Consider the following 24,617-nt stretch of genomic DNA (forward strand, 5'->3'; position numbering starts at 1 on the left):
GTTACTGCATTTTCTCGAACTTGATTTCCTCGACCACGGTCTTCCAGTGGCCGTAGGACTGGGCGATCAGCGCGCCGAATTCCTTGCGCGACATCGGGCTGGGCACGGCGCCCTGCTTCTCGATGGCCGCCGCGGTGGCGGGATCGGCCAGCGCTTCGCGCACGGCGGCATTCAGCCTGTCCAGCACGGGAGCCGGCGTTCCGGCTGGCGCGGCCAGGCCGAACCACGACGGATTGTTCATCGCCGGCAGGCCGGCCTCGGCGTAGGTCGGCACATCCGGCAACACCTTGAGCCGCTGCTTCGCCGCCACGGCGAGCGGACGTATGCGCTGGCCCTGGATCAGGGGGTAGGAAGACGGAATGTTGTCGAACACGACCTGCACCTGACCCGCCACCAGATCGTTCAGCGCCGGCCCTAATCCCTTATAGGGGACGTGCAGCATGCGGGTGCCGGTGGTTTTCAGGAACAGCTCGCCGTTCATGTGGCTCAGGCCGCCGTTGCCGGACGAACCGAAGGCGTACTTGTCCGGGCTGGCTGCCAGCAGCCGCAGGAACCCGGCGAGGTCCTGCGCGGGCAGCGCGGGATTCACCACCAGCACGTTGGGCACGTCGGCCAGGTTGCTGATGGGCGCGAAATCCTTGACCGGATCGTAGGCGCTCCGGGCGTAGACGTTCGGATTGACCGCGTGCGAGCTTTCCACGGCCATCACCAGCGTATAACCGTCGGCGGGCTGCTTGGCGGCGTAGGCCGAGCCGATGCTGCCGCCGGCGCCGGGCCGGTTTTCGATGACGACCGACTGCCCGAGACGCTCGCCGAGCTTATTGCCGACCACGCGGGCGATGATGTCCGTCGTGCCGCCGACGGCATAGGGAACGACCAGCCGGATGGGCCGGTCCGGGTACTCGGCGGCGGCCATCGCCGGCAGGGCCAGGCAGGCGCATGCCGCCGCCAGGTGGAATTTCAGGGTTTTCATTGTTGTCTCCTCGGGGGGGATTAAAGGGTCGCGGGATTGGCCAGCACCGTTTCCGTGTGCTCGCCGAGCAGCGGCGGCGCCGCGCCCAGCGCTTCGGCCGGCGTGCCCGCCAGCAAGGGGTTGCGCACCAGGCGCAACGCTCCCAGCGTGGGATGCGTAGCCGTCTGCAGCAGCCCGCGATGCAGGACTTGCGGATGCGAGAACACTTCGTCCAGCGTGTGTATCGGCCCCCATGGCACTCCCGCGGCGTCGAAGGCGTCCGTCCAGCGCTTGCGCGCGGCGCCCGCCAGCGTTCCGGCGATCAGCGGCCGCAGGCTGTCCATGTGCTCCAGGCGCGCGCTGTTGGTGGCGTAACGCGCGTCGGCCGCCCATTCGGGGTGGCCCGCCACGCCGCTGAAGCGCGCGAACTGGCCGTCGTTGCCGATGGCCAGGATCAGGTGGCCGTCGGCGCAGGCGAAAACCTCGTACGGCGCGCAGTTGGGATGCGCGTTGCCGCTGCGCTTGGGAACCTCGCCCGACACCAGGTAATTGGCGCCCTGGTTGGCGTTCAGCGCCACCGCCACATCGAGCAGGCAGATATCCAGCGGCATGCCCTGCCCGGTATGGTCGCGCTGGCGCAGGGCCGCCAGCACGGCCGAGGTGGCATACATGCCGGTCATCAGGTCCACCACCGCGACGCCCGTGCGCAGCGGCCCTGCGCCGGGCGTTCCGTCGGGCTGCCCGGTGTAGCTCATCAGCCCGCCCATGCCCTGGAACACGTAGTCGTATCCCGGCTTGCCGGCCATCGGGCCGGACTGGCCGTAGCCGGTGATCGACAGATAGACCAGACGCGGATTGATGCGCGAGAGCGAGGCGTAATCCAGCCCGTACTTGCGCAGGCCGCCGGCCTTGTAGTTCTCGACCAGCACGTCTGCGTCGGCGACCAGTTCCCGCACGCGGGCCGCGCCCTCTTCCGTGGAGAAATCGATGGCGACGGATTGCTTGCCGCGATTGCAGGCCATGAAATAGGCCGACATCGATGCGCTGCCGTCCGCCGAGCGCAGGTCGGGCGGCCCCCAGCCGCGCGTATCGTCGCCGCGACCGGGATGTTCCACCTTGATGACCTGGGCGCCAAGGTCCGACAGATTCTGCGTGCACCAGGGGCCCGCGAGGATGCGCGACAGGTCTACGACCTTTACTCCGCGCAAGGCATTGTGAAGCATAGTGTCTCCGTGATTCAGACGATCCGGAAAATTATGCAGGCCGCATTGCGCGGCGAGGAGTCGAATGTTTCGAACGCTGCGTTCGCCGGTTTTCAAGCGGCGCGCCCGTGCTCCCGGCGGGCCGGTGTTTTAGACAGACGCGAACGTTGAGTTCGAATATTTCGGATGGAGTAATGCGCGCGACGCCGCCATACTGCCCTCGCGGAGGCGCACCGTGGAAACCGCGCCGCCCTCACGATAAGACTCCTGGAGACAACCATGATCCGCAACATCCTGCGACGCGGCGCGCTCGGCGCGCTGCTTGCGAGCAGCCTGGCCACGGGCGCCGCCCGCGCCGAATATCCCGACCATCCCGTCACCGTCGTCGTGGCATTCGCGCCCGGCGGCATGACCGACATTGTTTCGCGCCTGCTGTCGGCCGAACTGGGCAAACGCTTCAATCAGACTTTCGTGGTCGAGAACAAGCCCGGCGCCGCCGGGCAGGTCGGCACCGAGCTGGTGGCCCGCCAGAAGAACGACGGCTATACGCTGCTCGTCAGCGCCACCGGCCACGTGATCGGCCCGGCGGTCAACGCCAAGGTGCGATATGACCCGGTCAAGGATTTCGAACCCATCTCCATCCTGGCGCGCGCGCCCAACCTGCTCGTGGTCAACGCGGGCCTGCCGGTCAAGACCATCCCCGAGTTCCTCGGCTGGGGCAAGTCGCAGCCCGGCGTGCCCTACGGTTCGGCGGGATTCGGCGGTTCCACCCACCTGGGCGGCGAGTGGCTGAAGAAAATCACGGGCGTGCCGATGGAGCACGTGCCGTACAAGGGCGCGTCGCCGGCCACCAACGCGGTCGTGTCCGGGGAACTCAAGGTCGCGGTGCAGGACGCCATGAGCGTGGCCCCCTTCATCAAATCGGGCCAGCTCCGCCCCATCGGGGTCGCCAGCGCCGAACGCAGCAAGCTGTTTCCCGACCTGCCCACGTTCGCCGAATCGGGAGCGCCGGGCCTGGACGTCTACACCTGGCTGGGCTTCTACGCGCCGGCGGGGACCGATCCGGCCATCGTCGCAAAGCTCAACGCCGCCACGAACGAGATCATGAACTCGCCCGAGATGGTGCAGCGGCTGGCCGGGCAGAACAGCGAACCGCTGGGGCCCATGACGCCGGAGCAGGTGTCCAGCTTCGTGGCGGAGGAAACGGCCAAATGGCGCAATGTGGTCCAGACCACCGGCGTCAAGGTGGAGTGAGCCTGCGGGCTCCTAGCCGTCCGAGGCCGGCGTGAGCGCCGCCCGCACGGCGAAGACCGCGTTGGCCTTGAGCATGACGCGGCCTTCCACTTGCAGCAGGCAGGTGGCGTAGATCAGGCGCCTGCCCTGCTTGTCGATCCGGACGTGCGCCTCAAGCCAGTCGCCCGGCTTCACCGGGTTCAGGTATTCCACCGACATCTGCACCGTCACGACGGACACCTGCGCCTGCTGCGCGATGGTGTGGCCCAGCGCGCTGTCGGCCAGGGTGGCCAGCAGCCCGCCATGGGCGATGGCATGCATATTGGTATGCGCCTGCCCCACGCGCAGCGCGAGCACGCAGTCGGCATCGCGCTTGTAGAGCGCGCCTAGATCGGCCAGATGCGTCATGAAGGGACTGCTCGGGCGCCAGAGCGCGAAACCGGAAGGAATGGAGTCTGTCATGGCAGGGGCCAAGGTTTAGGGAATTACAGTATCGCAAAGAAGGCCGCGGCCGGCATGTCGCCGGCCGCGGCCTTGGCCATGGCGCGGACGCCTCAGAACGCCGTGGCGCCCTGCTCCACCAGCCGTTCGAGCAGCGGGGCCGGCTTCCAATGCTCGCCGTGCTCGCGCCGCAGCGCCCGGATTTTCTCCAGCGTCGCCGCCAGCCCCAGCGTCTGCGCATGGAACATCGGGCCGCCTCGCGCGCCCGGGAAGCCGTAGCCGTGGACATAGACCACGTCCACGTCGGAGGCGCGCTGCGCGATGCCTTCCTCGATGATCAGGGCGCCTTCGTTGACCAGCGCCAGCATGCAGCGCTCGACGATCTCTTCGTCGCTTACCGGCCTGCGCGCGATTCCGGCCTCGCGCGCGCAATCTTCGATGATGCGGTCGACCACGGGATCCGGCAGCGGCTGGCGGCTGCCCGGTTCGTAGCGGTAATAGCCGGCCTGGGTCTTCTGACCGAAGCGCCCCAGTTCGCAGATGCGGTCCGCGACCTTGGAATAGCGCAGATGCGCCGGCCGCGTGGGCGCCAGACGCTTGCGCGTGGCCCAATTGATGTCCATGCCCGCCAGGTCCGCCATCGCCAGCGGCCCCATGGCCATGCCGAAGCGTGTCAAGGCCCCGTCGATCTGCTGCGGACTGGCGCCCTCCTCCAGCAGGAATCCCGCCTCGCGCCAATAGCCCGTCAGCATGCGGTTGCCGACGAAGCCTTCGCAAACCCCGACCAACACCGGAATCTTGCCGATCCTCTGCGCGACGGCCATGCAGGTGGCGATGACGTCGGCGCCGGTGCGCGCGCCGCGCACCACTTCCAGGAGCTTCATGACATTGGCTGGGCTGAAGAAATGCAGCCCGATCACGGCTTCGGGCCGCGCCGTGCAAGCCGCGATTTCGTCGATGTTCAGGCGCGAGGTGTTGGTGGCCAGGATCGCCCCGGGCTTGCACACGGCATCCAGCTGGCGGAACACGGCCTGCTTGACGGCCATGTCCTCGAACACGGCCTCGATGACGAGGTCGGCCTGCGCCAGATCCTGCATGTCGAGGCTGGGCGCGATGCGCGCCATCCGGGCTTCGACGCCGGCGGCGTCGAGCTTGCCTTTGGCCGCCGTGATGCCGTAGTTCTTGCGGATCAGCGCCATGCCCCGGTCCAGCGCCGCCCGATCGCGCTCGTACAGCGTGACGGGGAAGCCCGCATTGGAAAACGCCATGGCGATCCCGCCGCCCATGGTGCCCGCGCCGAGGATGCCCACGCGTCCGATCTCGGCCGGGCGGCCGCCGCCCGGAACGCGCGGCGCCTCCTTTTCGGCGAAGAACAGATGGCGCAGCGCCTTGGACGCATCGCCCTCGACAAGCGCGTCGAACAGGCGCCGCTCTTCGTCCAGCCCCGCTTCGATGGGCAGACGGGTCGCGGCCTCGACGCAATCGATCGCCGCGCGCTGGGCGATCGCATTGCGGGCCTTGGGATTGAGCCGGGCGCGCAACGCGGCGAAATCCGCCCCGTCTGCGTTCAGGGCGCGGCGCGCGGCGACCGGATGCGAGTCCAGCTTGGCGCGTTCACGGGCGTGGGACAGGGCAAACTCCAGCAGATCGCCTTCGGCGACCGCGTCCACCAGCCCGGCGGCGAGGGCGGACGCGGCGTCCAGCGGCTTGCCGGACTGGATCATCGCGGCCGCCGCCATCGCGCCGATCAGCCGCGGCAGGCGCTGCGTGCCGCCGCCGCCGGGCACCAGGCCGAGATTCACTTCCGGCAGCCCCAGCCGGGCGCCGGCCTGCGCAATGCGGTAATGGCATCCCAGGGCCAGCTCCAGTCCGCCGCCCAGCGCAAAGCCATGGATGGCGGCCACCACCGGCTTGCCGGAAGCTTCGATGGCCGCGATCACGTCCCGCAGCATGGGCTTGGCGGTCGCGGCCGGCGTGTTGAACTGGCGGATGTCGGCGCCGCCGCAAAAGGCCTTGCCGGCGCCGATGAGGACGACGGCGTCGATCCCGTCGTCGGCTTGCGCCTGGGCCAGCCCCTCATGGATGCCGCGGCGCACGGTGTCGCCCAGGCCGTTGACGGGCGGGTTATCGAGAAAGATCACGGCCACGCGTCCATGCAGGGCGTAGCGGACGGTATTGGAGAGGTCGCGCGACGGCGAAGTAACGGTCAAGTTCATGGTGAACCCTTTCGGCGGCGCGGCTCAGGCCGTCGCCAGCCGCTGATAGCGGTTGAGATGATGGCGGGTATCGCCGAGCGTGTGTTCGATGGCCAGCAGGCGCTTGACGTAATGGCCCACGGCGAGCTCATCGGTCATGCCCATGCCCCCATGCAACTGGATGCCCTGCTGGCTGATATAGCGGGCGGCCGCGCCGCAGCTGGCCTTGGCGGCCGAAGCCAGGCGGGCGCGCTTGCGCCCGTCGGAAGGGTCGGTCCCGGCCGCCAGCCAGGTCAGAGAACGCGCCTGCTCCAGAGCCAGCAGCATGTCGACCAGCCTGTGCTGCACGGCCTGGAAGCGGCCCAGCGGCTGGCCGAACTGGCGCCGCGCGGCGACGTGGTCGCGGGTGGCGTCGAGCAGCGCCTGCATGGCCCCCAGCGCTTCCGCGCACAGCGCGATGCGCGTTGCGTCGGCCGCCTGTTCCAGGGCGGCGCCCGCCGGCCCCAGGCGGGCGTCCGCGCCGACCCGGCAATTCTTCAGCGCGATGTCCGCATAGGGACGGCCGTCCAGGCCGGCCCCTCCGCGGCGTTCCAGCCCGGCAGCGCCGGCCTCCACCAGGAACACGGCCGGCCCTTCGGCGTCGCGGGCTGTGACCAGCAGCCGGCGAGCGCCCGCGCCATAGGGCACGCGCCGCTTGACTCCGTCCAGCAGCCAGCCATCGCCTTCGCGCCTGGCCGTGGCGCGCAGCCCGTCCATCGGCCAATCCGAATCCGGCTCGGCGTGGGCCAGCAGCGGAGCCGCGCCCTGGGCGATGCCGGCCAGAAGCGCCCGCGTCCGCTCGCTGTCGGGCAGGCCCGATAGCAACTGGCCGCAGAGCAGCGCGCTGGCGTCGTAGGGTTCGGCCACCAGATGGCGGCCGAACCGCTGCATCAGCACGCACAGTTCGCCAAGCCCGCCGTCCATGCCGCCGGCCGACGCCGGCAGCCCCAGGCCCAGCAGGCCCATCCCGGCGAAGGCGCGCCAATGCGGCGAGGCTTCGGGATCCGCGTCGGCCGGCAGCGCGGCCCGGGAGGCCGGCGGCGGGTATTCTTCTTGCAGGTATCGTCCGACGGCGTCGTCGAGCGCGCGCTGGTCATCGTCATAGTCGTCGGCCGCTTCCAGCGCGAGCTTGGCGATGATGTTCTTCTGAACCTCGTCCGTTCCGCCGTAGATCGAAATCTTGCGCAGGTTGAGATAGAAGCCGGGCATGGCTTCCAGCTCTTCCTCGGGCGTCGGGCCTCCTTGCGCGTAATCGCGCTCCAGCGCATCCGGGCGATAGGCGAGCGCGTGCGTGCCCGCCGTGTCGACCAGCGCCTCGCTGATGCGCTGGGCCAGCGTGGACCCGAGGTACTTCAGGATCGAGGCTTCCGCGCCATGTCCGGCGCCGCGCTGGTCGCGCGCGATCAAGCGAAGATTGGTGTGCTCCAGGGCCAGCGTGTCGATCTCCAGCTGCGCCAGCCGCTGCGCGAACACGGGGTCCTCCGCCAGCGGCCGGCCGTCGGCCTTGCGTTGGGCCGCCAGGCGTTGAAGATGGCCCAGTTCGCGCTTGGCGCGCCCCACCCGCGCCGCGCCGAAACGCTCATGCGACAGCAGGTACTTCGCGTAGGTCCATCCGCGGTCGACCTCGCCGACCAGGTGCGACGCCGGCACCACCACGTCGTCGAGGAACACTTCGTTGATCTCCTCGCCGCCGTCCAGCGTGCGGATCGGCCGCAAGGACACGCCGGGGCTGCGCATGTCGATGAGGAAAAAAGAGATGCCTTCCTGCGCCTTGGCTTCCGGGTTGGTCCGCGCCAGGCAGAACATCATGTCGGCGTACTGGGCGTAGGTGGTCCAGGTTTTCTGGCCGTTCACCACGAACGCGTCGCCCTCGCGCCGCGCGCGGGTGGTCAGCGAGGCGAGATCGGAGCCGGCGCCCGGTTCGGAATACCCCTGGCACCACCAGTCCTGTCCGCTGAGAATGCGCGGCAGGAAATGGCTCTTCTGCCAGTCGGAGCCGTAGGCCATGATGACGGGCGCGACCATGCGCAGGCCGAAAGGCACGGTTTCGGGCGCGCCCTCCAGGGCGCACTCCTCGTCGAACACGTTGCGCTGCTCGATGCTCCAGCCGGCGCCCCCATGCTCGGCCGGCCAGTTTGGAGCCACCCAGCCGCGCTCGTGCAGGATGCGGTGCCAACGCAGGAAATCCTGCTTGTCCAGGCGCTGGTGATCCAGCACCTTGCGCCGCAGGTCGGCCGGCAGGCGCTCGCGCAGGAAGGCGCGGACCTCATCGCGGAACGCATCGAGGGAGGCATCATGCGGCATCGATAAGGTCCTCCGCGAAACGCAGCGGCGCGCCGGTCGCCGCCTGCAGCGCCTCGCGCGTCAGGCCGGGGGCCATGTCGCGCACCAGGAAGCCCTCGGGCGTGACGTCCAGCGTGGCGTAGTCGGTGTAGACCCGGTCCACGCAGGCCGCGCCCGTCAGAGGCAAGTCGCACTGCCTGCGCAGCCGCGGCCGGCCGTCGCGGGTCAGGTGTTCCATCAGCACGTGGACCCGTTTTGCGCCCACGGCGAGGTCCATGGCGCCCCCCACCGCCGCGGCCACGCCGGGCTGGCCGAGCGACCAATTGGCCAGGTCGCCGGTTTCCGAAACCTGGTAGGCCCCCAGGATGCAATAGTCCAGATGGCCGCCCCGCATCATGGCGAAGGAGTCCGCGTGGTTGAAAAAGCTGCCGCCCGCGGCCATGGCGACGTTCTGCTTGGCCGCGTTGGTCAGGTCGGGATCGGCCGGATCGGCATCCGAGCGCGCCCGCATGCCCAGGATGCCGTTCTCGCTGTGCACGACGACGCCATGCTCCGGCGTCCAGTAGTCCAGGGCCTTGACCGGCAGGCCGATACCCAGGTTGACGTAGGAACCGGGCGGGATGTCGGCCGCGGCGCGCCGCGCGATGTCTTCGCGGGAATATCGTTGGATCATTGCAGGACTCCGGTCAATTGGGCGTCGGGAATGCGCAGCACGCGCTGCACGAAGATGCCGGGCGTGACGACGTGCTCGGGATCCATGCCCCCCGCCTCCGTCAGCGCATGGACCTGGACCACCGCGGTGGCCGCCGCCATGCACATCAGGGGCCCGAAGTTGCGGCCCGCCTTGCGATAGACGAGATTGCCCATGGGATCCGCGCAATAGGCCTTCACGAGCGCGTAATCGGCATGCAGCGGCTCTTCGAACACATGGCCCACACCGCGGATGACCCGCGTCTCCTTGCCCTCGGCCAGAAGCGTGCCGTAGCCGGTGGGCGTGAAGAAACCGCCCAGCCCCGAGCCCGCCGCCCGCAGGCGTTCGGCGAGCGTGCCCTGCGGCACGCACTCGTAGTCGATCAACCCATCCGCGTAGGCAGACTCGAAAGCCTGGGACTCCGCGCCGCGCGGATACGAGGCGATCAGCTTGCGCACGCGCCCCAGCCGGATCAGGCGGGCCAGGCCGCTGTCGCGGGCGCCGCTGTTATTGCATACCACGGTCAGGTCGCCGGCGCCATGCTCCACCAGCGCGTCCAGCAACTCGACGGGCTGCCCGGACAGGCCGAAGCCGCTGACCAGGACCGTGGCGCCGTCCGGGATGTCCCCCACCGCCTGGGCGGCGGTATCGATAATCTTGTTCATCATGGCGTGCATCACAGGGAATGGGAAAGAATGGCGGTGGCCTGGCTGGACAGCACGCCGCCGTTGCCGTGCACCAGCGCGACGTCGGCCTTGTCCACCTGCCGTTCGCCCGCCTCGCGGCGCAACTGCGCCACGGCCTCGATCACGAGGAAGATGCTGTACATGCCGGGATGGGTGAACGACAGCCCGCCGCCGTTGGTGTTCATCGGCAGATCGCCGCCCGGCTCGATGCGCCCGCCGCCGATGAACGCGCCGCCCTCGCCCTTGGCGCAGAAGCCCAGGTCTTCCAGGAAAAGAATGGGATTGATCGTGAACGCGTCGTAGAGCTCGACCAGGTCGATGTCGGCGGGCGTCAGGCCTGCCTCGGCGAACGCGGCGCGGCCGGAGTCCACGGCGGGCGTGACGGTGAGGTCGGGCATGCACGATATCTGGCGGTGCCAGTGCGCATGGCCCGTGCCCAGCACGTAGATCGGACGCGGATGGAGGTCGCGGGCCCGGTCGGCGCGCGTGACCACGAACGCGCCCGCGCCATCGGTCACCAGGCAGCAATCGCGCACGGTCAGGGGATCGGAGATCATCTTGGCGCCCAGCACCTCGTCGATCGTCAGCGGCGCGCGCAGGAAAGCGTCCGGATTGCGCTGCGCCCACTTGCGCGCCGCCACGGCGACTTCGGCCAGCTGGCGCCGCGTGGTGCCGTATTGGTGCATGTGGCGCGCGGCGGCCAGCGCGTAGCTGGAGACCGGATTGAACGGTTTGTACGGGTGCTCGTAGGGCTGCGGATCCAGCGCGGCGCGCATCTGGTTGATCTGGGTGCTGCTCGGCGCGCTGCGCGGATTGGCGCCGTAGCAGACCAGCACGTGCTCGCATTGGCCGGCCTCGATGGCCATCGCCGCGATCTTCAGGTCGGCGATGAACGAGGAACCGCCGAACATCGTGCTGTCGGAGAAACGCGGACGGATCCCCAGGTACTCGGCCATGCGCATCACCCACCAGGGCGAGGTCAGGCTGGAAGTGATGATGCCGTCGATATCCTGCATCTTCAGGCCGCTGGCGGCCACCGCCCGGCGGGAGGCCTGCGCGATGATTTCCTGTTCGGAACGGCCCTGGCAATCGCCCAGCCCGGCCATGCCCGTGCCCAAAACGGCGATCGCGCCGCGATAGCTCCGGTTCATGCGCTTTCTCCCGTCAGCCCCACGAACACCAGCAGCGGCGCGCCATCCACCTCGTCGATCCTGGCGCGGACCCGCAGGCCGATGGCCACATCGTCCACGGGCATGTCCACCACGCGGCTCATCAGGCGCGGGCCTTCGTCGAGATCCACGAGGCATACGGTGTAGTCGCCGCCCTTGCTGCGCACGACGGTCGTGGAATAGACCTCGCCCCGGCCGCTGGGCTCGACCCAGCGCAGGGCGTCGGAACCGCAATGCGGGCAGACCACCCTGGGATAGAAATGGTGCCTGGCGCAGGCCTGGCATTGCGGAATGACGAAGCGGCCCTGCGCGAGCTGCTCGAAATAGTGGCGCTCGGCGCTGGGCGCCGGCTCTGTTGCGGTATTGGGCATGCTGATGTGTTCCGCCCAGGGGGCGGCTGTCTCCGTTGTATTTCGATCCGCGCCTGGCAAGGCCCGCGGCAGTGGAACGATTTTAGGAATGGCTCCCCCCCCTTACCATCCGAAAGATTCGAAGGCTTCTTTCGGCATATTCGAAGCGCCGCAAGTCAGAGTAAGATTTACGCGATAACAAGCACCCTTATGACATGGCAGGAGCATTGGAAGATGGCGAAAGTCGGCATGGTTGGAATCGGCCTCATGGGCCATGGCATCGCAAGCAATCTGGTCAAGCACGGTCACGCGCTGACGGTGCTCGAGCATCCCGGCAACCAGCCGCTGGACGCGCTCAAGGCCGCCGGGGCGACCAGCGTCGCCGATGGCGCCACGCTGGCCGCGCAATCGGACGTGATCATCCTGTGCGTCACCGGCAGCCCGCAGGTCGAAGCCGTGCTGCTGTCGCCCGGGGGCGTGCTGGAGGGCATCCGTCCCGGCACGGTCATCATCGATTGCTCCACCGCCATCCCCTCCTCCACCGCAAAGGTGGCGCAGGCGGTGGCCGAAGCCGGGGGCCGCTTCCTGGACGCGCCGATGACGCGCACCCCGAAAGAGGCCGCCGAAGGCCGGCTCAATCTGCTGGTGGGCGGGGATGCCGCGCTGTTCGAAGAATGCAGGCCGCTGCTGGCCTGCTTCGCCGAGAACATCACCCACGCCGGCCCCGTCGGCGCCGGCCACCGCATGAAGCTGCTGCACAACTACGTATCGCTGGGGGTCGTCGCGCTATTGTCGGAAGCCGCGGCCTGCGCGCTGCGCTCGGATATCGATCCCGCCGTGTTTGCCGACGTGCTGGCCAAGGGCGGCGGCGGCGGCGTGGCGCTGGAGCGCATCAAGCCCTATCTGCTCGAGCAGGACCCGTCGTCGCTGCGCTTTTTCATGTCGAACGCGCAGAAAGACCTGTCCTACTACAACACCATGGCCGCGGAAACGGGCGCCGTGCGGGAAATCGGCGCCGCCGTGCAGCACACCTTCGACCAGGCCGTGACGCAGGGCGGCGGCGAACGCTACGTGCCCGAATTGGTGTCGCTGCTGAAAGACCGCTAGCCTGCTTCAGTTTCCGCCGGCGGCGGCCACCTGTCCGCGCGACAGGCCTCGCCCGGGCAGGCGCAGGGAAATCAGCGCCGCCGCCAGCAGCAGCACGCCAGCCGAACCGAAGGCGACCCAATGCGTGCCGAAGGCTTCGAAGGCCCATCCGCCCAGCCATGAACTGATCATGCCGCCCACCTGGTGCCCCAGGTAGGCCAGGCCGTACAGCACCCCCACCAGGCGTATGCCATAGACGTCGGCCAGGATCGCCGACGACAGGGCGACGCTGCCGGCCCACACGACGCCGCCGATGGTGGCCGCGGCGTACAGCTCCCAATGCGCGCCCACCATGACCAGCGCGAAGAACCCCAGCCCGCGCACCAGGTAGATGGCGGCGAGAATGTTGCGCCGCTCGACCTGGTCGGACAGCCGGCCCAGGACCAGCGTGCTGAAGATCGCCACCAGGCCGATCAGGCCGATGCCCAGCGAACTGGTGGTCGCGTCGAAGCCGTGGTCCATCAGCATGGGCACCCCATGCGTGCCCAGCAGGTTCATGCTGAACCCACAGGCGAACAGCCCCAGCGCCACCTGCCAGAACGGCAGCGAACGCAGGGCGGCGCGCACGTTGGGCGCGGGCTGCCTGGCGGCGGGCCTGGCGCTTCCCGTCTTGCCCACGATCTGGTGAGGCAGCAGGTCCGTGTGTTCCGGCGCCTCGTCGCGCATGACGAAGAGCGCCACCGGCACCGTCAGCAGGGCGAACAGCACCGCGAACCCCAGCAGCGTTTCCTTCCACCCCACGGCGGAGATGGCGAAGGTCAGGGTGGGCGTCATCAGCGCAATCCCGGCCATGGATCCGGTGGACAGGAAAAACAGCGCCATGCCGCGCTGGCGCGTGAACCAGCGGCTGATCACCGGGGTCAGCGCCACCGGGCTGGTGAATGCCAGGCCGATCGACAGCGCCACGCCGAAGGACAGCAGGAATTCGATGGGACCGGTGGCGAATACGGTCCAGATGGACGACGCGACGACGATGGCCGCCCCCGCGAGCAGCACGAAACGCGTGCCCTGCGTGCTGACCAGGTATCCCGCCAGCGGCATGCCCAGGCCATAGCACAGCATGCCGACCGCCACGATGCCCGACAGCGTGCTGCGCGTGAAGCCCAGGCTTTCCGCCATCGGCAGGAAGAACGGCCCGATGCCCATGCGCAGGCCGACGGTCAACAGGGTGAGTACCGTAGCGGCGCCAACGATGTTCCAGCCGAAATACCAGCCGCCCGACGCTTGCTTGTCCACGTATGCTTCTCCTCGATATCTTCTTTGTGGCCGCTTGCGCGCCCGGGTTCGTAAACGAGGCCGGGAGCGCGCGCAAGGCAACGCTGACGGCAAGCTGGAAGGACGAGGCGTGAATCGGCTTTTTTTTCCCGGCGGCCACCGGCCGTCGGACGCGTCATATTACTCCCCGCTATATGCGAAAAAGCGGGAAGCCCCCAAAACCTGTTCGATGAGCGGTCACCGGGGCCGGCGCGGCGCAGTATATTGCGCACACTCGTAGCACTCGAAGCAAACCGTGACACCCAAGACATCGATGTTCGCCCTGTCCCGCCAGGAAATCGCGCTGGTGCTGGTCACCATGCTGTGGGGCAGCACCTTCCTCGTCATCCACATCGCCATGCAGCACAGCGGTCCGCTATTCTTCGTGGGCGTGCGATTCACGATCGCGGGCGGAATGTCCCTGCTGCTGTTCCGCAGGCACATGGCGGCGATCACCCGCCGCGAAATCGGCGCCGGCATCGCCATCGGTTCAGCCCTGTTCCTGGGCTACTTCCTGCAGACCTATGGCCTGCAGACCATCACCAGCAGCCAGTCGGCCTTCATCACGGCCCTTTACGTGCCCATCGTGCCGCTGCTGCAATGGGCCGTGCTGAAAAAGCCGCCCGGCCTGATGAGCTGGGTGGGCGTGGCGCTGGCCTTCACCGGCCTGATCCTGCTGGCCGGTCCCCAGGCTGGCGCGCTGAGCTTCAGCGCCGGAGAGGCCGCGACGCTGGCGGGCGCCGCGGCCATCGCCGCCGAAATCATCCTGATCGGCCTGTTCGCCAAGTCGGTGGACAGCCGCCGCGTGACCGCCGTGCAGCTGCTGACGGCGGGCCTGGTCTCTTTCGCCCTGATGCCGGCCATGGGGGAAGCGGCGCCCGCGTTCTCGTGGCTGTGGGCGGGCGCGGCCATCGGCCTGGGGCTGGCCAGCGCCGTCATCCAGCTGACCATGAACTGGGCGCAGAAGTCCGTTTCGCCCACCCGGGCCACCGTCATCTACGCGGGGGAACCGGTGTGGGGCGGCATCGTGGGGCGCCTGGCGGGCGACCGCCTGCCGGCGCTTGCCCTGGTGGGCGCGGGGCTGATCGTCGCCGGCGTTCTTGCCAGCGAAGCCAAGCTGCCTGGCCGGAAGAAGCCCCGAGCCCCAGCGCCGGGCGCGCAAGGCACGGGCTGATTGCGGCCTGTGCGAAGCTGCTTTCCGTGCGAACGGGACCTAGTGCGCCAGGCGCGCGATCAGGCCGGCCTGGGCCGGGTACAGGCGGCGCAGCTCGCTGGCGTCGGCCAGTTCGAACTCGCTGAATTCGAATCCCGGCGCGACGGTGCAGCCGGCAAGCGCATAGCCGTCCGGCTCGGTCAGCTCGGCGGCGAACCAGCTGCCGGCCGGCACGACCGCCTGGAATTCGGCGCCCGGGTCCTCCAGCGCGTTGCCCAGCCGCAGGCGCCTGTAGCCGCCCTCCGGCGCCAGCACGTGGATATGCAGCGGCGAGCCCGCGTGGAAATGCCAGAGCTCGTCGGCGCGGATGCGATGCCAGGTGGACCACGCCCCGTCGCATAACAGGTAATAGATGGCGGTGCTGGCCGCGCGGTGCGCGCCATCGGCGCGTATGACCGTGCCGGCGGCTCGATAGGTTTCTCGGTAGTGGCCGCCTTCGGGATGCGGCAGCAGGCCCAGGCGGCGGATCAGGGTGGCGGCGGATTCGGACATGGCGGGGCTCGGCTCGATGCGACGTCCCCAGTCTAAAGCAAGGCCGCCTGCGCCCTAGGCCGCCTGTTCCAGGAACGCCTGCAATGCGGGCACGGTGTTCAGGACGTGTTGCCGCATCGCGGCCTCGCAATGCGCCGGATCGCGCGTGCGCAAAGCGTCGATCAGTTCCTGGTGCGATTCGCGCACGCGCATGACTCGTCCGGGCTGGGCCGCCCACAGGCGCATGTAGGGCTCGACGACGGAATGCAACTCGGATATCTGGCGCAGCAGGCGGGGCTGCTGGCAGAAGCTGCAAAGGTACTCGTGGAATTCGCGGTGGGCGGTGGTCCAGTCCAGCGCTTCGCCCGAGCCTTGCTCCAGGAGCTCCAGGGAGTTCGACAGGCGGCGGATATGCTCGGCGTTCATGTGCAGCACCGCGTTGCGCATGGCCAGGCCTTCCAGCACGGAGCGCATTTCGAACACCTCCAGCATTTCCTGCTGGTTCAGGCCGCGCACCACCGCGCCGCGGTTGGCGCGGATTTCGACCAGCCCTTCCGACGCGAGGCGCCGCAAGGCCCCGCGCACCGGCATGCGGCTGGTGCCGATTTCGGCGGCCACGGCCTCCGGCACCAGGCGCTGGCCCGGCGCATAGCGCCCAAGCCGGATCTCCCGCTGCAGGTGCAGGTATGCCTCGTCTTCGGCGCTGATCGCTGTCTTCTGGAATTGCAGCATTGTCGTTCCACGGCTCGGAAAGCCGCCATGATAGATAAACGCAAAAATAACATAAATTGGATCCAATGATCCATGGATGCAAACACCAATGGTTGGCGCCCTTCGCTTTGCGTCTAATCCCCCCACGCTTTCCATAACGCGATCAAGGGGAATCCATGAAGTTCCGTCTCATCCAGGCGCTCGCAGGCGCCGCGGCCATGGCCTTCGCGGCCCAGGCCGGCGCCCAGGCCACCGACTGGCCGCAGCATCCCGTGCGCATCGTCGTGCCCTTCCAGGCCGGCTCCGCAACCGACCTGATCTCGCGCCAGCTGGGCGCGGCGCTATCGACGGAACTGGGCCAGCCCTTCGTCATCGAGGCGCGTCCGGGCGCCGCCGCCGCCATCGGCAGCGCCTCGGTCGCGCGCTCGGCGCCGGACGGCTACACGCTGTTGATGGGCGGTCCCGCCGCCATCGTGACCAACCGCTATCTGCAAAAGCGCCTGGCCTACGATCCCGATGCCTTCGAGCTGGTCTCGATGGTGGCCTACACACCCAACATCCTGCTGGCCAATCCGTCCCAGCCCTTCAAGACGCTTCCGGAAATGGTCGCCTATGCCCGCGCCAACCCCGGCAAGCTGACCTATGCCTCGTTCGGCACGGGCACGACCTCGCACATGGCCGGCGAAATGCTCAAGTCGGTAGCCGGGATCGACATCCTTCACGTGCCCTACAAGGGCGCGGGCGAGGCCATTCCCGCACTGCTGAGCGGCCAGGTCTCGATGTACTTCGACACCATCATGACGGGACTGCCCCAGGCCAAGAGCGGCGCGCTGCTGGCGCTGGGCATGTCCAACTCCAAGCGCTCGGCGCTGGCGCCGGACATCCCCACCATCGCCGAACAAGGCTACGCCGGCTACGACATCGCGCCCTGGTACGGCCTGGTGGCGCCCGAGGGCACGCCCGCCCCCGTGCTCGACAAACTCAACCGCGCGGTCAACAAAGTGCTTGCCGATCCCGCGCTGCGCAGTAAGCTGGCGGAAACCGGCGCCGAGCCCCGAGGCGGCACCCGCGAGGAGTTCGCGGCCTTCATCAAGGCCGAGATTCCCCGGACCAAGCAGTTGATCGACCAGGCCGGCATCACGCCGCAGTAATTTCCACGACGAGCTCCAGCACCCATGTCTTCCCCCTTCGATTGGTCTTTCCCGTACGCCTCCAAGAAGATGCCCGTCCTGGCCGCCAACGCGGTCGCGACGAGCCAGCCGCTGGCGGCGCAGGCCGGCCTGCGCATGCTGCTGGCCGGCGGCAACGCGGTCGACAGCGCCATCGCGACCGCGATCGCGCTGACGGTGCTCGAGCCCGTCATGAACGGCATCGGCGGCGACATGTTCGCCCTGGTCTGGCACGACGGCCGCCTGCATGGCCTGAATTCCAGCGGCTGCGCGCCCGCGGCGTGGACGCCTGAATACTTCGCCGGCCGCGACGCGATGCCCGGCACCGGCTGGGGCACGGTCACCGTGCCGGGCCAGGTGGCCGGCTGGAAAGCGCTGTCCGAGCGCTTCGGCAAGCTGCCCTTCGCCAAACTGTTCGAACCCGCCATCGCCTATGCCGAAGAGGGTTTCGCGGTCTCGCCCACCATCGCCCGCCAATGGGCCACGCAAGCGCCCAAGCTCGCGCAGGAACCGGGCTTTGCCGCGGCCTTCCTGCCGCAGGGCCGCGCCCCGCAAGCCGGCGAATGGTGGCGTTTCCCGGCACAGGGCAAGACGCTGCGCGAGATCGCCGAAAGCGGCGGCGAGAGCTTCTACCGCGGCGACCTCGCCCGCAAGATCGCGGACTTCGCCAGCCAGACCGGCGGCGCGCTCAGCGCCACGGACCTGGCTGAACACCGCCCCGAATGGGTCACGCCCATTTCCCAGTCGTTCCGCGGCTACGAGCTACACGAAATCCCGCCCAACGGCCAGGGCATTTCGGCGCTGATGGCGCTGGGCATGCTGGAGCAGTTCGACCTGGAGGCGATGGGCCGCGACAGCGCGGACTACTATCACGTCAGCATCGAGGCGATGAAGCTGGCCTTCGCGGACCTGCACCAGCACGTCGCCGATCCGCGCCATATGCGCACCAGCGCGGATGCGCTGCTGGACCGCTCCTATCTTGCCGAGCGCGCGCGCCTGATCTCCATGGACCGCGCCAGCGTGCCGGTGGCGGGCACGCCGGCCACCGGCGGCACGGTGTACCTGACGGCGGCCGACGCCAACGGCACCATGGTGTCCTTCATCCAATCGAACTACCACGGCTTCGGCTCCGGCGTCGTCGTGCCCGACACCGGCATCAGCCTGCACAACCGCGGCCTGAACTTCGTGCTTACGCCGGGCCACGCCAATCAGGTCGCGCCGCGCAAAAAGCCGATGCACACCATCATTCCGGCGTTCGTCACGCGCGGCGGCCAGCCCGTGATGTCGTTCGGCGTGATGGGCGGGTCGATGCAGGCGCAAGGGCATATGCAGATGGTCACGCGCCTCGCCGCGTTCGGTCAGAACCCGCAGGCCATGAGCGACGCGCCGCGCTTCCGCGTGGAAAAAGGCCCCGTGGTGAACGTGGAGACGCACTTGCCCGCGGACGTGGTCGATGCGCTGCGCGCGCGCGGCCACAACGTCGCGGTAGCGCCCGCCGACAGCCTGGAATTCGGCTCGGCGCAGTTGATCTGCCGCCTGCCCCAAGGCGGATACGTCGCCGCGTCGGATTCGCGGCGGGACGGCCAGGCCGTGGGCTTCTGATCACGGCCCGAACCGCTCGGACGGCATCGTCCAGGCCCTGCGCGGCGCCTCCCGGAAGCGCCGCGCAGGGCAAGAAGCACGAAGCAAGAAACGGAGTCCCGGCCCCCCGCCCCCGGTCTACACTGGAACTCCATTCCAATTTTCCGGCTCTAGACCATGGATTCCGGTAGTTCGCCAGACCCATGCCCCATTGAGGCGCGGGACTGGGAAGCCATCAACCGATCGCTGGACCGCCACGGCAACGCGATGCTGCCGGGGTTGCTCAGCCCCGCCCAATGCCGCGCGCTGGCGGCGCTCTATCCACGCGAAGACTGCTATCGCTCCCGGATCGTCATGGCGCGCCACGGATTCGGCCGCGGCGAATACAAGTATTTTTCCTATCCCCTGCCGCCGCTGATCGACGCCCTGCGGCATGCGCTGTACGAGCGCCTTGCCCCCGTGGCCAACCGCTGGAACCGCCTGCTCGGCATCGACGCGCGGTACCCGGACTCGCTGGACGATTTCCTCGCGCGCTGTCACCGCGCGGGACAACTCCGGCCCACGCCGCTCATCCTCGAATACCGCGAAGGCGACTACAACTGCCTGCACCAGGACCTTTACGGCGAACACGTGTTTCCGCTGCAGGCCGCGATACTCCTGTCCGAACCCGGAAAGGACTTCAGCGGCGGGGAATTCGTCATGACGGAAACGTCATCCGGCGGACAGGTCGCGCAGGTTCTGCCATTGCGCCAGGGCGACGCCCTGGTGTTTACGGTGAACCAGCGGCCGGCGCCCGGCAGCCGCGCCGGCATGCGCAAGGCCGCCATGCGGCACGGGGTCAGCCGCCTCCTGGGCGGGCGCCGGCATACGCTGGGGGTGATCTTCCATGACGCGCGCTGAAGCGATGCAGGCCGAACTGTTCACGGACTCTCCCCCTGGCCACGGCGGTCCGATCCCGATGGACGCGGACGTCGTCATCGATGGCCTGGACTGGCCCGGCATCGCCGCGCAACTCGACGCGGAAGGATATGCGCTGCTGCCGCAATGGCTGACGCCAGACCAGGCGCGCTCGCTGGGGCGGCACGCCGCCGCGCTTGAGCGCGCCTCGCTGGCGCATGCCGGGCTGGGCCAGGGCAGTCTCCACTACTTTCCCGCCGATTTGCCGGCCCCCCTGGCGGCGTGGCGTAGCGACCTCTATCGCCGCCTCGCCCCCATCGCCAACCGCTGGAGCGACCGGCTGGGTTCCGCTTACCGCTACCCCCGCGAGCTGGCGCCGTTCCTGCGGAGCGGCCGACAGGCGGGCCAGGCGCATGCGCTCACGCACCTCTGCCAATTGCGCGAGGACGATTACGTGGCGCTGCACCAGCGCAACGAAGGCGCGCACGTGTTTCCGCTGCAGCTCGTCGCCCTGCTGGCCGAACCCGGCCGCGACTTCACGGGCGGCGAGTTCGTCATGACCGAACAGCGGCCTCGCATGCAATCACGGCCCATGGTGCTGCCGCTGCGCCTCGGCGACGCGGCCCTCATCGCCACCGCGCATCGCCCCGTCCGGGGAGCCAGCGGCGCCGATTACCGCGTCAGCCTGAAGCATGCCATCAGCCGAGTGCTCGGCGGCAGCCGCATCGGCCTGGAACTGTCGTTTCACGACGCGCCGTAAGCCGCCCACCGGGCGCGCGGGCTCAGTCCTCTTCGACGAACGCCTCTTCGCGCTTCTTGCGGATGTTCGGCAACGCCACCAGGACGACGAGCACCACCGCCGCGCCCAGCAGCGCGGCGGACAGCGGCCGATCCACGAAGGTCGTGAAGTCTCCTCGCGACAGCAGAAGCGCCCGGCGGAAGTTCTCTTCCATCATGGGCCCCAGGACCAGGCCGAGCAGCAGCGGCGCGCCCTCGCAGCGCAGCTTGCTCCAGATATAGCCGACCACGCCGAAGAAAGCGGTCATGTAGAGATCGAAGGTGTTGTAGTTCAGCGAATACACGCCGATGGTGCAGAACACCAGGATCGCCGGAAACAGGATGCGATAGGGAACCTTCAGCAGCTTGACCCAGAGGCCGACGAGCGGCAGGTTGAGGATGACCAGCATGAGGTTGCCGATCCACATCGAAGCGATGAGGCCCCAGAACAGTTCCGGGTGGCTCGTCATGACTTGCGGGCCGGGCTGGATGTTGTGGATGGTCATCGCGCCGACCATCAGCGCCATTACCGCATTGCCCGGGATGCCGAGCGTCAGCAAGGGAATGAAGGAAGCCTGCGCGCCCGCGTTATTGGCGGATTCGGGCCCCGCCAGCCCGGCCGGATGGCCCTTGCCGAAACGCTCTGGCTGCCTCGACAGCTTCTTTTCGAGGGTGTAGGACGCAAACGCCGAGAGCACCGAGCCCCCGCCGGGCAGGATGCCCAGCATCGATCCGACGGCGGTGCCGCGGACGATGGCGGGCGCCGCCTCGCGCATCTCGGTCTTGTTCGGATACAGCGAACCCACCTTGTCCGTGATCTCGACGCGCTTGTCCTTCAGCTCCAGGTTGCTCATGATCTCGGCGAAGCCGAAGACGCCCATGGCGACGATGGCGAAGTTGATGCCGTCCTGCAATTCCGGGATGCCGAAATCGTAGCGGGCGACGCCGGAATTGACGTCCGTGCCGACCAGGCCCAGCAGCAGTCCGAGCAGGATCATGCAGATTGCCTTGACGAGCGAGCCCGACGCCAGCACGACCGCGCCGACCAGGCCCAGCGTCATCAGCGAAAAGTATTCCGCCGGACCGAACTTGAACGCCACCTCCGCCAGCGGCGGCGCGAATGCGGCGATCAGCATCGTGGCCACCGTGCCGGCGAAGAACGAGCCGATGGCGGCCAGCGACAGCGCCGCCCCGCCACGCCCGTTGCGCGCCATCTGGTGGCCGTCCAGCACGGTGACCACCGCGGATGTTTCCCCTGGCAGGTTGACCAGGATGGCGGTAGTGGAGCCGCCGTACTGCGTGCCATAGTAGATGCCGGCCAGCATGATCAGCCCCGCGACGGGCGGCAGCACGTAGGTGATCGGCAGCAGCATGGCGATCGTGGGCACCGGCCCCAGTCCGGGCAGCACGCCCACCAGCGTGCCCAGCACGCAGCCCAACAGCGCATACAGCAGGTTTTCGGGCGTAAACGCCACGGAAAACCCCAACATGAGATTGTCTAGCAGTTCCATCCCCGCTCCTTTTCTTGTCCGAGCCATTTTTAAATAGATCGTAATACGACATAAAAAACGGAGTAACCCGGGTTTTTACCAAGCGCGCCTCCCGGTTCATTCCGCTGGAGGCGAAGCCCGCCCGGGCGAAACAGCATGCGGGCCGGCCCGGTGTTCTTCGCGCGCGATACCGGTACCATTGCCTTCGACAAGTCGGGACGATTCACTTTTCCTTCAGGAGTTCCAGCCATGAACGGCGCCAAAAGCCTCGTCAATTCTCTTTTGAAGTCAGGGGTCGACACCTGCTTCGCCAATCCCGGCACCAGCGAAATGCACTTCGTCGCGGCGCTGGACGAGGTTCCCGGCATGCGTTGCGTGCTGGGGCTGCAGGAGAACATCGTCACCGGCATGGCCGACGGCTATTTCCGTATCGCGGGCAAGCCGGCGGCGACGCTGCTGCATTGCGGCCCCGGGCTGGCCAACGGCATGGCGAACCTGCACAATGCGCGCCGCGCCCGCAGCGGCATCGTCAACATCGTCGGCGACCAGGCCACCTATCACCGCCCCTTCGACGCGCCGCTGACGGCGGACACCGACGCCATGGCCCGCACGGTGTCGAGTTGGGTGCGCACCAGCGCCCGGGCCCAGGATGTGGGCGGCGATGCGGCCGCCGCGGTGCAGGCCGCCAGCGCCTTTCCCGGTCAGGTCGCCACCCTGATCCTGCCGTCGGACGCTTCCTGGAACGAGGGCGGCGCAGTCGCGGAAGCGCTGCCCGCCATCGGGCCCGCGCCCCTGGATCCCCATGCCGTGGAAAATGCGGCGCGCGTCCTGCGCAGCGGCAAGAATGTGTTGCTCCTGCTGGCCGGACGCGGCGTATTGGGCGACTCGCAGGCCCTCGCCTGGCGGGTGGCGCAGGCCTGCGGCGCCGATATCCGCGCCGACTATGTCACCGCGCATGTCGCGCGCGGCCGAGGCACCCTGCAATTGGAGCGCGTGCCCTACGGCACCGACCAGGCGATCGCGGCCCTGGCCCGCTATGAGCACATCATCCTGGTTTGCGCCAAGGCGCCCGTCGGCTTCTTCGCCTACCCCGGGAAGCCGTCGACGCAATACCCCGCGCACGCCCAGTTGCACGTGCTGGCGCGCCCCGACCAGGATCCGGAAGCCGCCCTGCGCGCGCTGGCTGAGAGCCTGGACGCGCCGCAAGTCGCGCTGCCCGATCCCGGCCCGCGGCCCGAGGCGGCCAGCGGCGCCCCGACGCCCGACGGCCTGGCCCGGACCGTGGCCGCGCTGATGCCCGAACACGCGATCGTCTCGGACGAGAGCATCTCGTACGGCCGGGGCTTCTACCCTCATACGCACGCGGCCCCCCGGCACGATTGGCTGCATCTGGCCGGCGGCGCCATCGGAGACGGCATGCCGGTGGCCACGGGCGCGGCGCTGGGCGCGGGCGGCAAGCGCCGCGTCATCAATCTGCAGGCCGACGGCTCGGCCATGTACTCGCTGCAATCGTTGTGGACGCAGGGACGCGAAAGGCTGCCCGTGACCACCCTCATCCTGAACAACCGCAAGTACAACATCCTGATCGGCGAGTACAAGGGCGTCGGAGCCACGCCCGGCCCGACCGCCATGAGCATGCTGGACCTCGGCAATCCGGACCTGAAGTGGGTGTCGATCGCTGACGGCATGGGCGTCGAGGCGGCCCGCGCCACCACCATGGAGCAGTGCGCCGATCTCATGGCGCGCAGCTTCCGCAGCGACGCCCCGTTCCTGATCGAACTGATGGTTTGACGCCGCAAGCCTGCCGGGCCGGATGCCGCGACGGTGGACACCTCGGGCGACCACGCAAGATGGCATCGAACCGGAGCCGGCCAGCAACGGCTGACGGATACGCCCGCCGGCTTCAGGCATGCGAGTTGCTTCGCCAGACGAAGGCGGCCACCCCGGCCGTCCTTCGAAAAGGAGCATTGTTCATGGCTAGACCCACCATACTCCAAGGTCTGGGCGCCGCGATGCTGAGCCTGGCGCTGGCGGGTTGCGCGGCCCAGGACGGGCACCGCAGCACCGGCCAATACACCGATGACGTCTCCACCACGGCCCGCGTGCGCGAGGCGCTGCTGAAAACCCCGAATCTGAGGTCCAACACCATCCAGGTGGAAACCTACCAGGGCGTGGTCCAGCTCAGCGGCTTCGCCGACAACGAAGACAGCGCGGCTTCCGCCGTGGGCGCCGCCCGGGGCGTGGCTGGCGTCAAGGAGGTCCGCAACAACATTCAGATACGCAATCCGCGGTAACAGGGCGGCGGCCGTCGGGGCGGGCGATGCGCGGCACGCGGCTTGCTGCGCGCAGGCAGTCATCCAGTCATCGCATGCAAGCCCCAAGGAGATTCGTCATGCCGCGTACTCCCGCCTCATCCCTCCCCCAGGCCGATGAGTCCGGCCGTCCGGATCTGGGCCCCAGCGACTCGTCCGATTCCGCCAGCGACCTGCCCACGGACCTGGCGCAGACCGATAGCGACGCGCAAGGAACCGGCGACCGCGAAAGCGCCAACCCGCGAGACCGCGGCCACGAAGGCGCCGATGTCGACACCGACCACGTCGCCGACGCGGAGCAGGCCGGCGTCTCGCGCAAGCCGCCCGACCCGGCGCGCAACGGCGGCTAGGCCCG

The 24,617-nt window shown here is 68.5% G+C and carries 23 protein-coding genes and 1 pseudogene; 10 read left to right on the top strand and 14 right to left on the bottom strand.

Annotated features, from left to right (window positions below; translation table 11 throughout):
* Position 1: 1 nt before the first annotated feature.
* Both ACN6PJ_RS10980 and ACN6PJ_RS10985 read right to left on the bottom strand, forming a co-directional pair.
* Entirely contained in the window at positions 2–973 is a 972-nt protein-coding gene (locus tag ACN6PJ_RS10980) for a Bug family tripartite tricarboxylate transporter substrate binding protein (protein ID WP_427995890.1), read from the bottom strand.
* A 20-nt stretch (positions 974–993) separates the two neighbouring features.
* Entirely contained in the window at positions 994–2,175 is a 1,182-nt protein-coding gene (locus tag ACN6PJ_RS10985) for a CaiB/BaiF CoA transferase family protein (RefSeq protein WP_427995891.1), read from the bottom strand.
* 258 nt (positions 2,176–2,433) lie between these two features.
* On the opposite strand from ACN6PJ_RS10985, the gene ACN6PJ_RS10990 reads away from it, so the two are divergent.
* A complete protein-coding gene (locus tag ACN6PJ_RS10990; RefSeq protein WP_427995892.1) occupies positions 2,434–3,408 on the top strand; it encodes a Bug family tripartite tricarboxylate transporter substrate binding protein in 975 nt (324 codons plus the stop codon).
* Positions 3,409–3,420: 12 nt separating this feature from the next.
* Here ACN6PJ_RS10990 and ACN6PJ_RS10995 read toward each other — a convergent pair whose 3' ends face one another.
* The 8 genes and pseudogenes from ACN6PJ_RS10995 to ACN6PJ_RS11030 form a co-directional block, all read right to left on the bottom strand.
* A complete protein-coding gene (locus tag ACN6PJ_RS10995; protein ID WP_427995893.1) occupies positions 3,421–3,849 on the bottom strand; it encodes a PaaI family thioesterase in 429 nt (142 codons plus the stop codon).
* Positions 3,850–3,941: 92 nt separating this feature from the next.
* Positions 3,942–6,044 carry a 3-hydroxyacyl-CoA dehydrogenase NAD-binding domain-containing protein gene (locus ACN6PJ_RS11000; RefSeq protein WP_427995894.1) on the bottom strand — a complete coding sequence of 701 codons (2,103 nt, stop codon included), beginning with the start codon at positions 6,042–6,044 and terminating at the stop codon, positions 3,942–3,944.
* 24 nt (positions 6,045–6,068) lie between these two features.
* Positions 6,069–7,202, bottom strand: a complete 1,134-nt coding sequence (locus ACN6PJ_RS11005; protein WP_427996054.1) for an acyl-CoA dehydrogenase family protein — start codon at positions 7,200–7,202, stop codon at positions 6,069–6,071.
* Positions 7,182–8,366: pseudogene (locus ACN6PJ_RS11010) on the bottom strand (acyl-CoA dehydrogenase family protein); the annotation flags it as partial. The gene ACN6PJ_RS11005 and the pseudogene ACN6PJ_RS11010, both read right to left, overlap by 21 nt.
* Entirely contained in the window at positions 8,356–9,018 is a 663-nt protein-coding gene (locus ACN6PJ_RS11015) for a 3-oxoacid CoA-transferase subunit B (RefSeq protein WP_427995895.1), read from the bottom strand. The pseudogene ACN6PJ_RS11010 and the gene ACN6PJ_RS11015, both read right to left, overlap by 11 nt.
* Positions 9,015–9,704 (bottom strand): 3-oxoacid CoA-transferase subunit A, encoded by a 690-nt coding sequence (locus tag ACN6PJ_RS11020; protein ID WP_427995896.1) that lies wholly within the window; start codon positions 9,702–9,704, stop codon positions 9,015–9,017. Before ACN6PJ_RS11020 ends, ACN6PJ_RS11015 begins: the two co-directional genes overlap by 4 nt.
* A gap of 8 nt (positions 9,705–9,712) precedes the next feature.
* A complete protein-coding gene (locus ACN6PJ_RS11025) occupies positions 9,713–10,873 on the bottom strand; it encodes a thiolase (protein ID WP_427995897.1) in 1,161 nt (386 codons plus the stop codon).
* The gene (locus tag ACN6PJ_RS11030; RefSeq protein WP_427995898.1) at positions 10,870–11,262 is read right to left on the bottom strand and encodes a Zn-ribbon domain-containing OB-fold protein; all 393 of its coding nucleotides are present in this window, start codon (positions 11,260–11,262) and stop codon (positions 10,870–10,872) included. Before ACN6PJ_RS11030 ends, ACN6PJ_RS11025 begins: the two co-directional genes overlap by 4 nt.
* Positions 11,263–11,475: 213 nt before the next feature.
* Here ACN6PJ_RS11030 and ACN6PJ_RS11035 point away from each other — a divergent pair, with 213 nt between their 5' ends.
* Positions 11,476–12,348, top strand: coding sequence for an NAD(P)-dependent oxidoreductase (locus ACN6PJ_RS11035; RefSeq protein WP_427995899.1), 873 nt, complete (start codon positions 11,476–11,478; stop codon positions 12,346–12,348).
* 6 nt (positions 12,349–12,354) lie between these two features.
* On the opposite strand, the gene ACN6PJ_RS11040 is transcribed toward ACN6PJ_RS11035, so the two are convergent.
* The gene (locus tag ACN6PJ_RS11040; RefSeq protein WP_427995900.1) at positions 12,355–13,623 is read right to left on the bottom strand and encodes an MFS transporter; all 1,269 of its coding nucleotides are present in this window, start codon (positions 13,621–13,623) and stop codon (positions 12,355–12,357) included.
* Between the two features lie 292 nt (positions 13,624–13,915).
* On the opposite strand from ACN6PJ_RS11040, the gene ACN6PJ_RS11045 reads away from it, so the two are divergent.
* Entirely contained in the window at positions 13,916–14,815 is a 900-nt protein-coding gene (locus ACN6PJ_RS11045) for a DMT family transporter (protein ID WP_427996055.1), read from the top strand.
* A gap of 39 nt (positions 14,816–14,854) precedes the next feature.
* Here the strand turns inward: ACN6PJ_RS11045 and ACN6PJ_RS11050 are convergent, their stop codons facing one another.
* Both ACN6PJ_RS11050 and ACN6PJ_RS11055 read right to left on the bottom strand, forming a co-directional pair.
* Positions 14,855–15,346, bottom strand: coding sequence for a cupin domain-containing protein (locus ACN6PJ_RS11050; protein WP_427995901.1), 492 nt, complete (start codon positions 15,344–15,346; stop codon positions 14,855–14,857).
* A gap of 54 nt (positions 15,347–15,400) precedes the next feature.
* Positions 15,401–16,057, bottom strand: coding sequence for a GntR family transcriptional regulator (locus tag ACN6PJ_RS11055; RefSeq protein WP_427995902.1), 657 nt, complete (start codon positions 16,055–16,057; stop codon positions 15,401–15,403).
* Positions 16,058–16,212: 155 nt separating this feature from the next.
* Between ACN6PJ_RS11055 and ACN6PJ_RS11060 the strand changes: the two genes are divergently transcribed.
* The 4 genes from ACN6PJ_RS11060 (at position 16,213) to ACN6PJ_RS11075 (ending at position 20,443) form a co-directional block, all read left to right on the top strand.
* A complete protein-coding gene (locus ACN6PJ_RS11060; protein ID WP_427995903.1) occupies positions 16,213–17,187 on the top strand; it encodes a Bug family tripartite tricarboxylate transporter substrate binding protein in 975 nt (324 codons plus the stop codon).
* 24 nt (positions 17,188–17,211) lie between these two features.
* A complete protein-coding gene (gene ggt / locus ACN6PJ_RS11065; protein ID WP_427995904.1) occupies positions 17,212–18,807 on the top strand; it encodes a gamma-glutamyltransferase in 1,596 nt (531 codons plus the stop codon).
* Between the two features lie 156 nt (positions 18,808–18,963).
* On the top strand, positions 18,964–19,686 hold the full coding sequence (locus ACN6PJ_RS11070; RefSeq protein ID WP_427995905.1) for a 2OG-Fe(II) oxygenase: 723 nt from the start codon (positions 18,964–18,966) through the stop codon (positions 19,684–19,686).
* Positions 19,687–19,744: 58 nt separating this feature from the next.
* Entirely contained in the window at positions 19,745–20,443 is a 699-nt protein-coding gene (locus ACN6PJ_RS11075; RefSeq protein ID WP_427996056.1) for a 2OG-Fe(II) oxygenase, read from the top strand.
* A 22-nt stretch (positions 20,444–20,465) separates the two neighbouring features.
* Here ACN6PJ_RS11075 and ACN6PJ_RS11080 read toward each other — a convergent pair whose 3' ends face one another.
* The gene (locus ACN6PJ_RS11080; protein ID WP_427995906.1) at positions 20,466–21,971 is read right to left on the bottom strand and encodes a tripartite tricarboxylate transporter permease; all 1,506 of its coding nucleotides are present in this window, start codon (positions 21,969–21,971) and stop codon (positions 20,466–20,468) included.
* Positions 21,972–22,199: 228 nt separating this feature from the next.
* On the opposite strand from ACN6PJ_RS11080, the gene ACN6PJ_RS11085 reads away from it, so the two are divergent.
* The 3 genes from ACN6PJ_RS11085 (at position 22,200) to ACN6PJ_RS11095 (ending at position 24,612) form a co-directional block, all read left to right on the top strand.
* The gene (locus ACN6PJ_RS11085; RefSeq protein ID WP_427995907.1) at positions 22,200–23,741 is read left to right on the top strand and encodes an acetolactate synthase large subunit; all 1,542 of its coding nucleotides are present in this window, start codon (positions 22,200–22,202) and stop codon (positions 23,739–23,741) included.
* A gap of 182 nt (positions 23,742–23,923) precedes the next feature.
* On the top strand, positions 23,924–24,244 hold the full coding sequence (locus tag ACN6PJ_RS11090; RefSeq protein WP_427995908.1) for a BON domain-containing protein: 321 nt from the start codon (positions 23,924–23,926) through the stop codon (positions 24,242–24,244).
* Positions 24,245–24,342: 98 nt separating this feature from the next.
* On the top strand, positions 24,343–24,612 hold the full coding sequence (locus tag ACN6PJ_RS11095) for a hypothetical protein (protein ID WP_427995909.1): 270 nt from the start codon (positions 24,343–24,345) through the stop codon (positions 24,610–24,612).
* The last annotated feature ends 5 nt before the right edge of the window (positions 24,613–24,617 follow it).

The sequence above is a fragment of the Achromobacter sp. genome, assembly GCF_050285585.1.
Taxonomy (GTDB): Bacteria; Pseudomonadota; Gammaproteobacteria; order Burkholderiales; family Burkholderiaceae_B; genus Achromobacter.

What these genes read in the sequence shown, in the direction of transcription:
- ACN6PJ_RS11035 (WP_427995899.1), top strand. Translation starts at nt 11,476, where the DNA reads ATGGCGAAAGTCGGCATGGTTGGAATCGGCCTCATGGGCCATGGCATC.
- ACN6PJ_RS11060 (WP_427995903.1), top strand. Translation starts at nt 16,213, where the DNA reads ATGAAGTTCCGTCTCATCCAGGCGCTCGCAGGCGCCGCGGCCATGGCC.
- ACN6PJ_RS11085 (WP_427995907.1), top strand. Translation starts at nt 22,200, where the DNA reads ATGAACGGCGCCAAAAGCCTCGTCAATTCTCTTTTGAAGTCAGGGGTC.
- ACN6PJ_RS10990 (WP_427995892.1), top strand. Translation starts at nt 2,434, where the DNA reads ATGATCCGCAACATCCTGCGACGCGGCGCGCTCGGCGCGCTGCTTGCG.
- ACN6PJ_RS11045 (WP_427996055.1), top strand. Translation starts at nt 13,916, where the DNA reads ATGTTCGCCCTGTCCCGCCAGGAAATCGCGCTGGTGCTGGTCACCATG.
- ACN6PJ_RS11015 (WP_427995895.1), bottom strand. Translation starts at nt 9,018, where the DNA reads ATGATCCAACGATATTCCCGCGAAGACATCGCGCGGCGCGCCGCGGCC.
- ACN6PJ_RS10980 (WP_427995890.1), bottom strand. Translation starts at nt 973, where the DNA reads ATGAAAACCCTGAAATTCCACCTGGCGGCGGCATGCGCCTGCCTGGCC.
- ACN6PJ_RS11070 (WP_427995905.1), top strand. Translation starts at nt 18,964, where the DNA reads ATGGATTCCGGTAGTTCGCCAGACCCATGCCCCATTGAGGCGCGGGAC.
- ACN6PJ_RS11080 (WP_427995906.1), bottom strand. Translation starts at nt 21,971, where the DNA reads ATGGAACTGCTAGACAATCTCATGTTGGGGTTTTCCGTGGCGTTTACG.
- ACN6PJ_RS11020 (WP_427995896.1), bottom strand. Translation starts at nt 9,704, where the DNA reads ATGATGAACAAGATTATCGATACCGCCGCCCAGGCGGTGGGGGACATC.
- ACN6PJ_RS11000 (WP_427995894.1), bottom strand. Translation starts at nt 6,044, where the DNA reads ATGAACTTGACCGTTACTTCGCCGTCGCGCGACCTCTCCAATACCGTC.
- ACN6PJ_RS11090 (WP_427995908.1), top strand. Translation starts at nt 23,924, where the DNA reads ATGGCTAGACCCACCATACTCCAAGGTCTGGGCGCCGCGATGCTGAGC.
- ggt (WP_427995904.1), top strand. Translation starts at nt 17,212, where the DNA reads ATGTCTTCCCCCTTCGATTGGTCTTTCCCGTACGCCTCCAAGAAGATG.
- ACN6PJ_RS10995 (WP_427995893.1), bottom strand. Translation starts at nt 3,849, where the DNA reads ATGACAGACTCCATTCCTTCCGGTTTCGCGCTCTGGCGCCCGAGCAGT.
- ACN6PJ_RS11095 (WP_427995909.1), top strand. Translation starts at nt 24,343, where the DNA reads ATGCCGCGTACTCCCGCCTCATCCCTCCCCCAGGCCGATGAGTCCGGC.
- ACN6PJ_RS10985 (WP_427995891.1), bottom strand. Translation starts at nt 2,175, where the DNA reads ATGCTTCACAATGCCTTGCGCGGAGTAAAGGTCGTAGACCTGTCGCGC.
- ACN6PJ_RS11030 (WP_427995898.1), bottom strand. Translation starts at nt 11,262, where the DNA reads ATGCCCAATACCGCAACAGAGCCGGCGCCCAGCGCCGAGCGCCACTAT.
- ACN6PJ_RS11055 (WP_427995902.1), bottom strand. Translation starts at nt 16,057, where the DNA reads ATGCTGCAATTCCAGAAGACAGCGATCAGCGCCGAAGACGAGGCATAC.
- ACN6PJ_RS11050 (WP_427995901.1), bottom strand. Translation starts at nt 15,346, where the DNA reads ATGTCCGAATCCGCCGCCACCCTGATCCGCCGCCTGGGCCTGCTGCCG.
- ACN6PJ_RS11025 (WP_427995897.1), bottom strand. Translation starts at nt 10,873, where the DNA reads ATGAACCGGAGCTATCGCGGCGCGATCGCCGTTTTGGGCACGGGCATG.
- ACN6PJ_RS11075 (WP_427996056.1), top strand. Translation starts at nt 19,745, where the DNA reads ATGGACGCGGACGTCGTCATCGATGGCCTGGACTGGCCCGGCATCGCC.